The sequence below is a fragment of the Kribbella sp. NPDC026596 genome (assembly GCF_040638415.1).
Lineage (GTDB): Bacteria > Actinomycetota > Actinomycetes > Propionibacteriales > Kribbellaceae > Kribbella.
On the sequence record NZ_JBEZYF010000042.1, the window covers coordinates 1 to 11,801 of the forward strand.

The window sequence follows — 11,801 nt, forward strand, 5'->3', positions numbered from 1 at the left end:
CCAGGCTCGTCTTCGACGTCGCGCATCACTGTTAAGCCCACTGGTAAAGCCCCCCCCAAGGGGTCGCCCGGGACCTCCTCCGGGGCGACCGCGGTGCGTTCGGGCTACAGCACCCGGTTGAGCAGGTCGTAGAAGGAGTTCGCGAGGATCAGTTCGTACGGATCGGTCAGCAGCGCTCCGAGCTCCGCCATGTCCGACGGCGTCCATGACCACGCGCCGATCAGGCCCGAGATGAACAGTGGACTCGCGCCGTCCCAGTTCGCGATCCGCTGGTCCAGCGCGGCCTTGAACTCGACAGCCTTACCGGGTGCGCCCCAGCCACCCGTGATCGGCAGACCACCTTGACGGGTCGTCAGCGGGTCGCCGTCCCAGGTCTGCATGATGCCCTTCACCGGCGTGTACTTGGCGAAGCCTTCCGCGATCTCCTTGGACAACAGGATCCACTTGTTGTCCTGCCGACCGCTGTACGCGTAGATCACGTCCAATCCGGTCCGACGCATGAACCCACCTGTCATCTGCAGGTATTGCGTCAACTGGTCGGCCTGCCACGAAGCGGGGTACGTGTAGCCGCCACCGGACGGACCACAGACCAAGAGATCGTTGGCGGTCGCGGTCCGCTGGTAGTGGCTGTACAACCCTGGTCCGGTCTCGGCGAGCAACGGGCTGACGGTCCAGTTGGTCGGCACCTGGCCGCGCTTCGGGTCGTCCCAGATGTCGCGCAGCCGGCGCTGGCAGTACTGGATGTTGTCGCCCTCGCCGAAGGTCAGCGTCAGGTAGACCTTGTTCTTCGGCTTGGTGATCCGCCGGACCGGCCGGGGCGTGTCCGAGATCGGGGCGGTGAACCCGGCGTGGACGGTCCCGTTCATGTAGAAGTCCGCCGCGACCACTGGCGAACCGCCCTGCGAGGCGAGGTCGACGCCGTCCCACTCGCCGGAGACGTCGTTGGCGAACCAGCCCATGTACGGCGCGAGCGTCGGGTATTTGGCGAAGTGCTCGATCAGCAACTCCCCCGTCTCGCCGGCCGGCGGCAGCCAGCTCACCAGGGCCTTGGTGGCCACCACGTAGTCGCGGAAGTACGCGAACGGTTCGATCCGGGTCGGTGCGGTGTCGGTCGCCGTGACCAGGTACTGGTTCCACATCGTCACGGTGACGACGAGGGACGTCGTACCGGCGGGTGGCTGGAAGCGGTAGATGTAGTAACCGCCGCCATCGCTGAAGCGGTTGGCTTCTCCACCGATCGACGAGTTGACGCCGTCGAACAGGTAGGGCTCCTCTTCCGGAGTGCCCGGCAGGAAGTGCGCGATCTGGGTGCCGTTCGCCTTGACCGTCACCTCGGAGACGGAAGGGCCCCAGCCGTCGTCGGTGAACGAGTCCTGGAACCGGACGAAGACCGCCTCCTGGCCGAGCTTGGCCGAGACATCGAGGTCGTAGTTGCCGCGGTTCGACGAGTCCCGGATCTGCCTTGTTTCGCGGGCGATCTCCTGCCACTGCACGTTCTCGACCGCGACCACCCGGGTCGGCGGCAGGCCAGCGAGCAGCTTGTGGGTGACCAGCGGGAACAGGTTGTCGAGCTGCCACCGGTAGGTCTTCACCCGGTCGTCGTCGAACATCCCACGCAGGTCCTTCACGATCCGCAGACCGTGCGCCTTGGCCTGGTCCGCGTCCGCGACGACCGCGTTCTCCAGGCCGGCCAGAGTCGTGGCCACGTTGAGCGAATCCGATACGGCGGGGTCGTGCACGATCGCGCCGCGGATCCGGCTCCGGTACTTGGCGACCAGATCCAGCGGGTTCGCGTACGTCGTGGTGGGCAGGTGCATGTCGGTCAGCCACTTGACGTCCGGCGTACTCATGGTGCCGGTGTCGTAGCTGAAGTAGAGCTCGGGCTGAGTGCGATTGACCACGCCTTGCAACGTTGTCAGCAGGGTCTGATCGCCACCGCTGAGCTTGCTGACGTCGCCGTAGTCCAGGTGTTTCGGGCGGTTGAACACCGGCAGCAGCCGAGCGAGGCTGCCGGACGTCGATGAAACCGCAGCCTGCGCTTGGGTTGCGAGACCCGAGCTGAGCCCGAGTCCGCCCACCGTCACCGCACCGCTGCCCGCCAGGAACGTCCGTCTCGAAACCATCGTGACCACTCCCTGAGGTTGACATCGATGTCAAATCAGCCGGGAGATTAGCAACGCCACGACACTCTGTACAGACCTTGTTACAACGTTGACCAAGGTATTTTGGAATCGTTTCCGAAGGACCGGTCCCTCCCACGCGGCCATACGATCCTCAGGTGACCGGGTCCTGGCTCCAGGGTGGCGTCCACGGGCGTCGCCCGAGGAGGGCTGTCGCCCGCCGGTTGGAGCGGCTCGGCGATCTCGGGGCTCGGCCGGAGGACACCCACGACGAGCGGCTCCGGCAGGGCACGCTCATCTTCTCGTCGCTGCTGATCACGGCGATCTCCACGATCTGGGTGACGACGTACCTCGCCTACGGCGACCCAGTCTCGGCGGCGATCCCAGCTTTCTACCAAGTGATCACCGTGATCGGGCTGGCCGTCCTGGCCCGGACGCGGCGTTTCGCCACGTTCCGCACCACGCAACTGCTGGCGTTCCTGGTGCTACCGGCCTTGCTGCAGGTCTCGCTCGGCGGCTTCGTGGCCTCGAGCGCGATGATCCTCTGGGCGGTGTTCACACCACTGGCGGCGCTCGCGCTGCTCGGTATCCGGCGCTCCGTGGCGTGGCTGGTCGCGTTCTTCGTCGAGCTGGCCGTGCTCGCCCTGATCGACTCCCGACTCGCCCAATCCCCGTCGGCACTGCCACCCGGCTTCGTGGAAACGTTCCTGGCGCTGAACATCGCAGGCGTCATGGTGAGCGCGTACGTGATGCTCGGCTACTTCGTGGAGCAACGGGAGCGAGCCCATCGGGATCTCCAGGCCGAGCGGGAGCGTTCGGAGCGGCTCCTGCTCAACGTGCTGCCGGAGCCAATCGCCGAGCGCCTCAAGACCGAGCCAGGGGTAATCGCGGAACACTACGACGCGGTGAGCGTGCTCTTCGCCGACATCGTCGGCTTCACGGCGCGATCGGCAGTGATGGCGGCCGCGGACGTCGTGAAGTTGCTGGACCAGGTGTTCTCCGCGTTCGACCGGATCGCCGACGCCGAGGGGGTCGAGAAGATCAAGACGATCGGCGATGCGTACATGCTCGTCGGCGGCCTACCGAAGCCACGGGCGGACCACCTCGCAGCGGTCGCCCGTACCGCGCTCGCGCTGCGCGACGAGGTCGCCCGGATCGCAGCCCTGCCCGGGCAGGAGTGGCTCGAGGTCCGGATAGGAATCGACTCGGGACCGGTGGTGGCCGGCGTGATCGGCCGGCGCAAGTTCATCTACGACCTCTGGGGCGACACCGTGAACACCGCGAGCCGGATGGAGTCCCACGGACCACCCGGCCAGATCCAGGTCACCGGACGGGTCGCCGCCGCCCTCGGCCCGGAGTTCGCCGTACGCCCACGCGGCACCATCGAGGTCAAGGGAAAGGGCCCGATGCAAACCTTCCTCCTCGACCGCCCCTAGCACCGCCAACGACCGCTCGGCCGGCCCCGCTTGGCCTGTTGCCGGGCGAACGGAGCTGCGACCCTGTGGTTATGGGCGAGGGGGCGACTGGTCCGCGTGACCTGAGTACGCAGGCTCGGTGGGCGGTGGGGAAGGCGGCTCGGAAGCGGGAGCCGCGGCGGATTCATGCCGAGTGGGAACCGGCGCCCGACCGGCCGGACCCCGTCGACATCCTCGAGGAACAGGCCGCGACCCGCGAGAAGGATCTGCTCCCGATCCGTTACGGCCGGATGCTGTCGTCGCCGTTCGCCTTCTTCCGCGGAGGTCCGGCGATCATGGCGAACGATCTCGCCGGGACTCCCACGAGTGGCATCACAGTCCAGGTGTGCGGTGACGCGCACCTGGTCAACTTCGGACTGTTCGCCTCGCCGGAGCGGGACCTCGTCTTCGATGTGAACGATTTCGACGAGACACTGCCGGGGCCGTGGGAGTGGGACGTGAAGCGCCTGGCGGCGAGCGTTGCGATCGCCGCCCGGCAGAAAGGCCTCGGTCACGACCAGCAACGTGCTGCGGCTTGGCTGACCGTCCGCGGTTACCGAGAGGCCATGCTCGACTTCGCCGGGTTGGCGACGATCGAGCTGTGGTACCTGCACATGTCGTCCGATCAGCTGAATGACATTGCCAGGCGGCTGGAGGCGGAATTCGGGGTCAAGGCACCCAAGCTCGCTCCCGACCGGTTGGAGAAGATCTTCGCGAGGGCCAAGGCGCGCAACAGCCTCGGCGCCTTGGCCAGGCTCTGCCGGAGCGACGGTACGACGGTACGTCTGGCCAGCCGCCCACCACTGCTGGTCCCAGTCCGGCAACTGTGGGCCGCCGACGACGCGAATCGAGTTGCCGCGGGCGTTCAGCTGGCCTTCGACAGGTACCGGGCGAGCCTTGGAGACGACCGGCGCGCGCTGCTCGACCAGTACGAGATCGTCGACATGGCGCGGAAGGTGGTGGGCGTCGGAAGTGTCGGCACCCGCTGTTTCGTGGTCCTCATGCGGGGCAAGAGCCAGGACGACGTGCTGTTCCTCCAGGTCAAGCAGGCAGAGGAATCCGTTCTCGAGCCGTACCTGACGGGCAGCGGCTATCAGAATCACGGGCGTCGGGTGGTGGCCGGCCAGCGTCTGCTCCAGGCATTGTCGGACGAGTTTCTCGGCTGGTCGACAGCACCGAGCGGAAACGACTACTACGTACGTCAACTCTGGGACATGAAGGGCGAGATCGACCCGGCGAAGCTCACTCCCGGCGGCCTGGGAATCTACGGCGCCCTGTGCGGATGGACTCTCGCTCGCGCACACGGCAGAGGAGGTGACGAGGTCGCCATCGCGGGCTACCTGGGAAAATCCGACACCTTCGACCACGCAATCGCAGACTTCGCCGTCACCTACGCCGACACCAACGACCGAGACCACAAGAAACTCGCGGAGGCGGTCGATGCAGGAAGACTCAAGGCCGCGACCAATCTCTAACCCGGGGTCCTCCCGGCAGGATTCGACACTGGCACGCACGATCTAGGAAACCGACACCAGAACTGGGCCTACTTTGTGGGCGGGGAGCAGGGGTTGAGTCTGCGGCGGCGTCGAGTCCGGACATGGTTATCCCGTCAAGGGGGCGATGACGCCGATGCCTTGAGTGCAGTTGGCGGGCTGGTCGTTGCCGCTGATCTTGAAGTCTTCACAGGTCAGCAGGCGGGGGTGCTGGGTGCCCAGCGTGAAGGACAGGACGACGACCAGCGTGATCGCTCCGATCGCCACGACATTGTCGCGTGGGCGACGTACAGACTCCACGTCCGGAACGACTATGACGAGGACGAGCGCGACCATCGCGGGGGAACCCTGCGAGTGTCACTACCACCCCGAGCCAGAACAGGACGTCGTGGCCAGGGCTGGTGGTGTCGGCGGGGGTCAGCAAGGTCAACAAGATCCAGACCGACGGGAGCAGAAGTGAGTAGATGGCGGGCTGCGCGCGCCGTCCGAGCAGAAGCACGGCGACGACGAACGCCGCTGTGGCCGCCGCCCACAGTGCAAAGATCTGCTCGAAGAAGATCACGCGGTACACGCCAAGGGTGAAGGCCGGCCACCACACGATGAGCGTTGTCGCGACCGTAATGGTGGCCAGCCGCCGCAATCCCAGGTCGGTCTGGCGAGCGTCGCGCGAAAGGTTCGGCTGGTCAGTCATCGGCGTCACGCATCGTGAATGCGCTTACTCACTGGTGTCGAGGTCGCCTTCCAGCTCTGCCGAGGCCACCTCGATGGCGACTTTGAGCGCCAGCGCGATGCGGCCTGTCGCCGCGGCGACGCGCGAGGTTCCGACAATGGGTGCGATCGCGGCGAGGACGCCGCGTACGTCGTCAGCGTCGAGGCCGACCTCGGCATCGACGGCCAGGTTCAGGGCGTAGGACGCGGCAGGCGCGCCGCTGGCCACCAGGGCGGCAAGCCTGACCAGCGCGATGGATTGCACATCGAGGCTCGACGTGGCCACGGAATCGACGGTCATGCGCTCCAGGAGGTCGAGAACGGGGGTTTCCGATGCGGCGGGGTCCGACATGGCTTCTCCTCAGAAGGTCTGCTGCGACGGCGAGTCCGGCGCCACAGCCCACCCTGCGCCTGCGATCGATGCGAGGCATCACCCAGAGCGAACGAATCCCAGCTCGACCTCATGCCGAGGGTTCCTCTTGGAGCGGTTCGGGCGCTGCCGTGGACTGCGGCTGCTTGTCCGGCGCCGGCGTCCCGGCGATGAGGGGCAAGGCCCACCGTGTGCGGGGGTCGGATTCGACCAGTAGGGCCTTGGTGAGCAGCGTGAGGGGTACGGCGAGCAGCGCGCCGAGCGGCCCGATGACCCAGGTCCAGAACACCAGGGACAGGAAGGTCAGCATCGCCGTGAGTCCCACGGCGTCGCCCACCACGCGTGGCTGGATGACCGACTGGATCACGAAGTTGATCACGCTGTAGACCACGATGACGGCGATCATCGTCGCGGGGCCGCTGTCCTTGCGGAGGCGGACCGACAGCTCGCCCGGGCGATGCGGACCCGTCCGTCGTGCACGTACGTGCTGCCCTTCTTCGCAGTGCGCGCCCGCCTGCAGCTCGCCAAGGCATATTCGACACGAGGCGACCAGGCCACCGCTCGCCATCTCCTGCGAGAGATCGACGAGATCCTGCGGCACCGGCCGGCCTTGGGCGCGCTCGTCGACCAGGTATCAGAGGTCCGTCAGACGGTGGCAGCGAATGCCCAGATCGGAGCGACCCGCGCCCCCCTGACCGGCGCCGAGCTGCGGCTGCTGCCTTACCTGCAGACGCATCTGACGATCGGCGCGATCGGAGAACGGCTGTTCGTCAGCCGCAACACCGTCAGCTCCGAAGTCGCTTCGATCTACCGCAAGCTCGGCGTCTCCTCACGCAACGACGCGGTGCAACAGGCCACCCGGATCGGTCTACTCGGCAGCTGACCGCGATCACCCACCAGGCAACATCCCGAAGGTGTCGTCGACGTCGTGCCCCAGCGCCAGCGCCAGCTTCGGGGCCGCCGCAACCACGCGCGGCAGCCCGATGACCGGAATGACCGCTACCAGCACCTCGACGATCTCGGCTGTGGTCGCCCCAGCGTCGACGGCGGCATCGGCCTGAGCGCCGTACGACGGAACCGCTCCGCCGACCGCGACCAGAGCCGCGAGCCGCACCAGCGCCAGCGTTCTCGGATCGAGAGTCGGATCAAGCCCCGCGGCTTGGGTGTCCGCACCGCCGCGGACATCTGCGACCAGCCGGTCGTCGTGGACGGAGAGGCGGCGTAGGACGGCGGTGTAGTCCAAGGGAAACGCTTCCTCTCCGGCCAGCACGCCCGACCCGTCGTCGGACAAGTCTCGGTTCGGGACACCCCATTGAACGGCGGAGCTGTCACCGCTCGCATCACTCACATGATGTGAATCGCCCCGGGCCGGCCGCCGGGCGAGCCGCAATCAGGAAGTTGGCACAACGATCCAGGAAGCCAGATCTCGGTCCGGCGCAGCGTGAGCTTCACCCAGTCGGAGTGATGACCATGACGGAGGCCGAACCTACGTTCGACCCGTCGCAACCGAACTGGAGGAGGCCGCGATGCCCGCAGATGGAGCCGGCAGAGGCGCTCCCCGCCAGTTGGACTCCCGCACCTCGATGTTCTACACCGGATGGCAGCACCGTCGTCTACTTCTCGCCGACCCGACCCGACGGTGTTGCCTCCGGCAACTGGGTCCAGACCGACCCGGAGAAGGGCTGGTTCATCATCCTGCGCTTGTACAGCCCGCTGCAGCCCTTCTTCGACAAGACCTGGCGAGCAGGAGAGATCGAATCGGTGACCTAGCCCGACCGAGCCGTCCAGGTAGTGGAGAAGGCTGTCGGCGCATATGCCCCCACGTGTCAGCTCCGCAACCCCTTGCCGGTCGACCGCCGGCGACAGCCCAGCGAGGAACACACCGGCGACAAGCCGGGGTGGTTGGAGCGCGCGGAGCAGGTGTGACGCAGGAGTGCCTGCGTAGCACGTGGGTCTGGCCCCCAGCACACCTCGACCCCAGTTCCTCTACCAGGATCGGTGGAGGATTTCGGTGGCTTCGGCGAGGGTGAGGTTGGCTCGGCGGGCGGCTCGGGCGAAGACGGTGGCGGCGGCTCGGGTCTCTTCGTCGTCTACCCGGCTGCGGGAGGCCAGTACGAAGGTGCCGTTGCGGCCGCGGGTCTCCACGAGGCGTTCGGCCTCTAGTTCTTTGTAGGCGCGAGCGACGGTGTTGACCGCCAGACCGAGGTCACCGGCGAGTTGGCGGACTGTGGGAAGACGCGTCCCCTGCGCCAGCTCTCCGGACCGGATGAGTCCGTCGATCTGGTCCTTCACCTGCTCGTACGGCGGTTTGGCGGCCGCCGGATCCACCGAGATGATCATCCCGGCCAGCTCCCTCCGAGTCTTTGTGCCAAACGTATTGATACAAAGACTCGGAGTCAAGCTCAGTCGAAGTCGGCCGCGGTGTAGGGCTTCTGCTCGACCAGGACCAGCCAGTTGCCGGAGTTGTCCCGCAGCACCGCCTCCACGCCGTACGGGCGATCGGACGGTTCCTGGATGTACTCGACGCCCTTGGCAACGAGTTCGGCGAAGCTCTTGTGGCAGTCGTCGGTGGCCAGACCGACCCCGTGCATCAAACCCTTCGCCATGATCCGCTGGATCGCGGCCGCCGACTCCTCGTCCATCGGCGGGCCGGGCAGCATCAGCGCCAGCTCGAGCTCGGGATGGTCGGACTGGTGCACCGTGCACCAGCGGAAGTCCTCGCTGAGCGTGATGTCCTCCCCCAGCACGAACCCGAGCTTCTCGGTGTAGAACGCCTTCGCCTCGTCGATGTCGTTCACATAGACGGTCACCAGGCTGACGTTGGTGATCACGGTTCCTCCTCGTCGTTGTCGTTAGTACGACGGTAGGCCGCAGCGGCACCCGGTTGCTTCTCCGGAATTGCGGAGTTCAGCCCGAGCATGAAGACGAAGCAGCCCGGGATCCGGGCACCCGGCTGGGTCCGCTGGTACTCGGTCGGTGTCATCCCGACCAGCTCGGTGAACCGCTGCGAAAACGACCCGAGGCTGCTGTACCCGACCAGCCCGCACACCTCGGTCACGGTCAGGTTGGTCGCTCGCAGCAGGTCGGTGGCGCGCTCGATTCGCCGTCGACTCACGTACTGCATCGGCGTCTCGCCGTACTCGGCCGCGAAACAGCGCAGGAAGTGGTACTTCGACACCCCGGCGGCCGCCGCCAGCCCAGCCAGGTCCAGCGGCCCGGAATAGTTGCGGTCAGCAACATCCCGGGCACGCCGCAGGTGCGGCAGCAACTCCACCGGAACGACGATCGACACGATTCGAGCCTAGTCCCCCCGCAGGAACGACTCCACGACCGCGCCGTACCGCTCCGGCTCCTCGACGTTCGGCAAGTGGCTCGACTCTGCGAACACCTCCCAGCGCGCATCCGGGATCAGCTCCGCGTACGGCGCCACGCACACCGGCTGGGCCTCGTCGTACGCGCCGGAGACGACCAGCGTCGGTACGGCGATCCGCGGCAGCCGATCGACGATCGTCCAGTCCTTCAGGCTCCCGACGACGTGGAACTCACTCGGCCCGTTCATCGTGTGATAGACGGTCGGGTCGTCCTCGATCGACGCGAACGCCGCCCCACGACTGCCCCAGACTCCGCTGCCCAGGTCCCCGGTGATCCGATACCAGGTCTCGCCGGCCGAGAACGGCACTCGGCCTTCACGGCTCGGCGGCAGGATCTCGTACGACTCGGCGATGCTCATCACAGTGTCCTTTCACGCATCCAGCCAGTCCCGCACGTGCCGGCGGAGGAAGTCGAGGTCGGCGGGGATGTCGCGGGGTGAGCCCGCGCGATGGCCCCAGATACTGGGGATCTCCACCAGTTCCGCCTTCCGCAGCGAGGCGAGCTCCAGTTCGTTGTCCGCGGTCCGGAAGTAGAGGTCGGTGGCCGACGGCATCAGCAGTACGCGAGCCGTGATCGCGCCGAGCGCAGCGTCCAGGTCGCCGTCGTACGACGTACTGATGTCGGCCTCCAGCCACGTGAGCGCCTGTGCGTACTGGTCCGCGGCGGCGCCCTCGGCGAAGCGATCCACCCAGTCGGTCTGCAGGAACGAGTCGAGGTCCGGCGCTCCCAGCACGGACTCGAACAACCGCGCCCGGTAGAAGTCCTGGCTCAACCCCCACCCCGCGTACACGTGCGCGAAAGCGCGCTTGGCGGCGACCGGCTCAGCCGTGAACCGCCCGTTGCCGGCGTACTCGGGAGCGGCCTCGAGGATCCGCAGCAGGCCGGACAGGAAGACCCGGTTGTGTGGCGAGGTCCGCGCGCTCCCACAGACGACGATCGCGCGCTCGACGAAGCCGGGATAGAGCGCCGCCCAGTGGTACGCCTGGCCGGCGCCCATCGAGAACCCGTACGCCGCGGCGAGTCGATCGATCCCGAACAGTTCGGTGAGCAGCCGGTACTGCGCATGCACGTTGTCCGCCATCGTGACGAGCGACGGGAACTCCGGGTCCGTCGACGCGCTCGACGAGAGCCCGTTGCTGAACATGTCCGGGATGACGACGAACCACCGCTCGGGGTCCAGCACACCATCGGACCCGATCAGCCACTCCTGCGTCTCGTGCGTCGCGCCGTAACTGCACGGGTAGACGATCACGTTGTCGCGCGCCGGGGAGAGCGTGCCGTGGGTCTGCCAGGAGAGCTTGGCGTTGCGGATGACACCGCCCTTCTCGAGCTTGAGGTCGCCGAGTTCGAAGCTGCCGGTTCTCATGCCAGGACGCCGGCCGGGAGCAGAGCGTGGACTCCCCAGGTCTGGTTCGCGACCTGGGTGACGCGGAGATCGACGGCGGTACTGGCAAGCGCCAGGGCGGTGCTCTTGCCGACGTCGAGGATCGCCTGCATCCAGCGCACCATCGCGTCCAACGCGTCGCCGGTCGCGACATTCAGGTCGACGTCGAACCCGAACGTGATCCGGCCGGCCGGGGTCTCCGCGTGGATCGACTCGATCGGACGCGGCTCCCGGACCAGGTCGACGGTCAGCGTCGTGGTCATCGGGCACTCGATCGCCGTACCGCCCACCTCACCATCGCCTTGGGCGGCGTGACCGTCGCCGAGGCTGAGCATCGCATCGGCGACCGCGACCGGCAGGTAGAGCGTCGATCCCGCGACCAGGGACTTGCAGTCGATGTTGCCGCCACCGACGGCTCGCGGCGGGATCGTCGAGTGCTCGCCGCTGGCCTCGGGAGCCACGCCGATGACGCCGAGGAACGGCGCGAGATCACGGGTGAAGCCGCCGTTGCAGCGGCCGGTTCCAGCATCAGGATCGAGATCCCAAAGCAGCCAGGCCGGTTGATCGGTGACACCCAGCCGTTCGGTGACCGGCGACTTCAGGGCGCCGGCGACGGTCCAGCCCCAAGGGTCGGGAGTGAGGGAGACCAAGTGGATCGCGAGCACGTCACCAGGCTGTGCGCCGCGGACCGCGATCGGCCCGGTCAGGCAGTGGCCGCGAGCCTCGTCGATCATCTTCGGCTGCTGCTCACCAGGTGTGGTCTGGGGTGACAGGTAGCCCGAAGCATCCAGCGAATGGACGGTCAGCGTATCGCCGGGGTCGATCGTCAGCACCGGCGGCAGTTCGGCGCTGAACACGTCGACGGTGGTCTGGGGGGTTGCGTCGAGCTTGTGGTCCATC

15 protein-coding genes are annotated in these 11,801 nt (G+C 67.1%); 4 read left to right on the forward strand and 11 right to left on the reverse strand.

From position 1 onward, the window contains the following. Window positions 1–104: 104 nt before the first annotated feature. On the reverse strand, window positions 105–2,123 hold the full coding sequence (locus tag AB0E63_RS29220; protein WP_360373195.1) for a GxGYxYP domain-containing protein: 2,019 nt from the start codon (window positions 2,121–2,123) through the stop codon (window positions 105–107). A gap of 155 nt (window positions 2,124–2,278) precedes the next feature. Here AB0E63_RS29220 and AB0E63_RS29225 point away from each other — a divergent pair, with 155 nt between their 5' ends. After that, window positions 2,279–3,556 (forward strand): adenylate/guanylate cyclase domain-containing protein, encoded by a 1,278-nt coding sequence (locus AB0E63_RS29225; protein WP_360373198.1) that lies wholly within the window; start codon window positions 2,279–2,281, stop codon window positions 3,554–3,556. Between the two features lie 71 nt (window positions 3,557–3,627). Then, complete coding sequence (locus AB0E63_RS29230) at window positions 3,628–5,049, forward strand: DUF2252 domain-containing protein (protein ID WP_360373201.1); 1,422 nt, start codon at window positions 3,628–3,630, stop codon at window positions 5,047–5,049. A gap of 126 nt (window positions 5,050–5,175) precedes the next feature. Here AB0E63_RS29230 and AB0E63_RS29235 read toward each other — a convergent pair whose 3' ends face one another. From AB0E63_RS29235 to AB0E63_RS29245, 3 genes are all read right to left on the reverse strand, one after another. After that, window positions 5,176–5,403: a hypothetical protein gene (locus AB0E63_RS29235; RefSeq protein WP_360373204.1), complete on the reverse strand. Its 228-nt coding sequence runs from the start codon at window positions 5,401–5,403 to the stop codon at window positions 5,176–5,178. A 379-nt stretch (window positions 5,404–5,782) separates the two neighbouring features. After that, complete coding sequence (locus AB0E63_RS29240; protein WP_360373207.1) at window positions 5,783–6,127, reverse strand: carboxymuconolactone decarboxylase family protein; 345 nt, start codon at window positions 6,125–6,127, stop codon at window positions 5,783–5,785. Window positions 6,128–6,236: 109 nt separating this feature from the next. Continuing rightward, entirely contained in the window at window positions 6,237–6,746 is a 510-nt protein-coding gene (locus AB0E63_RS29245) for an AI-2E family transporter (protein ID WP_360373210.1), read from the reverse strand. Window positions 6,747–6,797: 51 nt separating this feature from the next. On the opposite strand from AB0E63_RS29245, the gene AB0E63_RS29250 reads away from it, so the two are divergent. Then, window positions 6,798–7,028 (forward strand): helix-turn-helix transcriptional regulator, encoded by a 231-nt coding sequence (locus AB0E63_RS29250; protein ID WP_360373213.1) that lies wholly within the window; start codon window positions 6,798–6,800, stop codon window positions 7,026–7,028. A gap of 6 nt (window positions 7,029–7,034) precedes the next feature. Here the strand turns inward: AB0E63_RS29250 and AB0E63_RS29255 are convergent, their stop codons facing one another. After that, on the reverse strand, window positions 7,035–7,493 hold the full coding sequence (locus tag AB0E63_RS29255; RefSeq protein ID WP_360373216.1) for a carboxymuconolactone decarboxylase family protein: 459 nt from the start codon (window positions 7,491–7,493) through the stop codon (window positions 7,035–7,037). Window positions 7,494–7,681: 188 nt separating this feature from the next. Between AB0E63_RS29255 and AB0E63_RS29260 the strand changes: the two genes are divergently transcribed. After that, window positions 7,682–7,915: a DUF1214 domain-containing protein gene (locus AB0E63_RS29260; protein ID WP_360373219.1), complete on the forward strand. Its 234-nt coding sequence runs from the start codon at window positions 7,682–7,684 to the stop codon at window positions 7,913–7,915. 216 nt (window positions 7,916–8,131) lie between these two features. On the opposite strand, the gene AB0E63_RS29265 is transcribed toward AB0E63_RS29260, so the two are convergent. The 6 genes from AB0E63_RS29265 to AB0E63_RS29290 all read right to left on the reverse strand — a co-directional run bounded on the left by AB0E63_RS29265 (window position 8,132) and on the right by AB0E63_RS29290 (window position 11,800). Then, window positions 8,132–8,485 (reverse strand): GntR family transcriptional regulator, encoded by a 354-nt coding sequence (locus tag AB0E63_RS29265; protein ID WP_360373222.1) that lies wholly within the window; start codon window positions 8,483–8,485, stop codon window positions 8,132–8,134. A 62-nt stretch (window positions 8,486–8,547) separates the two neighbouring features. Next, window positions 8,548–8,976 (reverse strand): VOC family protein, encoded by a 429-nt coding sequence (locus AB0E63_RS29270; RefSeq protein WP_360373225.1) that lies wholly within the window; start codon window positions 8,974–8,976, stop codon window positions 8,548–8,550. Continuing rightward, the gene (locus tag AB0E63_RS29275; RefSeq protein ID WP_360373227.1) at window positions 8,973–9,437 is read right to left on the reverse strand and encodes a helix-turn-helix transcriptional regulator; all 465 of its coding nucleotides are present in this window, start codon (window positions 9,435–9,437) and stop codon (window positions 8,973–8,975) included. The genes AB0E63_RS29270 and AB0E63_RS29275 overlap by 4 nt, the downstream gene beginning before the upstream one ends. A 9-nt stretch (window positions 9,438–9,446) precedes the next feature. Then, entirely contained in the window at window positions 9,447–9,875 is a 429-nt protein-coding gene (locus AB0E63_RS29280) for a hypothetical protein (RefSeq protein ID WP_360373229.1), read from the reverse strand. Between the two features lie 12 nt (window positions 9,876–9,887). Next, window positions 9,888–10,883: an alpha/beta fold hydrolase gene (locus tag AB0E63_RS29285; protein ID WP_360373232.1), complete on the reverse strand. Its 996-nt coding sequence runs from the start codon at window positions 10,881–10,883 to the stop codon at window positions 9,888–9,890. Continuing rightward, window positions 10,880–11,800: an acetamidase/formamidase family protein gene (locus AB0E63_RS29290; protein ID WP_360373235.1), complete on the reverse strand. Its 921-nt coding sequence runs from the start codon at window positions 11,798–11,800 to the stop codon at window positions 10,880–10,882. Before AB0E63_RS29290 ends, AB0E63_RS29285 begins: the two co-directional genes overlap by 4 nt. Between the last annotated feature and the right edge of the window lies 1 nt (window position 11,801).

Excerpts from the sequence above, each read along its gene's own strand:
- AB0E63_RS29265 (WP_360373222.1), bottom strand. The coding sequence starts at position 8,485 with ATGATCATCTCGGTGGATCCGGCGGCCGCCAAACCGCCGTACGAGCAG.
- AB0E63_RS29260 (WP_360373219.1), top strand. The coding sequence starts at position 7,682 with ATGGAGCCGGCAGAGGCGCTCCCCGCCAGTTGGACTCCCGCACCTCGA.
- AB0E63_RS29235 (WP_360373204.1), bottom strand. The coding sequence starts at position 5,403 with ATGGTCGCGCTCGTCCTCGTCATAGTCGTTCCGGACGTGGAGTCTGTA.
- AB0E63_RS29280 (WP_360373229.1), bottom strand. The coding sequence starts at position 9,875 with ATGAGCATCGCCGAGTCGTACGAGATCCTGCCGCCGAGCCGTGAAGGC.
- AB0E63_RS29230 (WP_360373201.1), top strand. The coding sequence starts at position 3,628 with ATGGGCGAGGGGGCGACTGGTCCGCGTGACCTGAGTACGCAGGCTCGG.
- AB0E63_RS29240 (WP_360373207.1), bottom strand. The coding sequence starts at position 6,127 with ATGTCGGACCCCGCCGCATCGGAAACCCCCGTTCTCGACCTCCTGGAG.
- AB0E63_RS29285 (WP_360373232.1), bottom strand. The coding sequence starts at position 10,883 with ATGAGAACCGGCAGCTTCGAACTCGGCGACCTCAAGCTCGAGAAGGGC.
- AB0E63_RS29220 (WP_360373195.1), bottom strand. The coding sequence starts at position 2,123 with ATGGTTTCGAGACGGACGTTCCTGGCGGGCAGCGGTGCGGTGACGGTG.
- AB0E63_RS29290 (WP_360373235.1), bottom strand. The coding sequence starts at position 11,800 with ATGGACCACAAGCTCGACGCAACCCCCCAGACCACCGTCGACGTGTTC.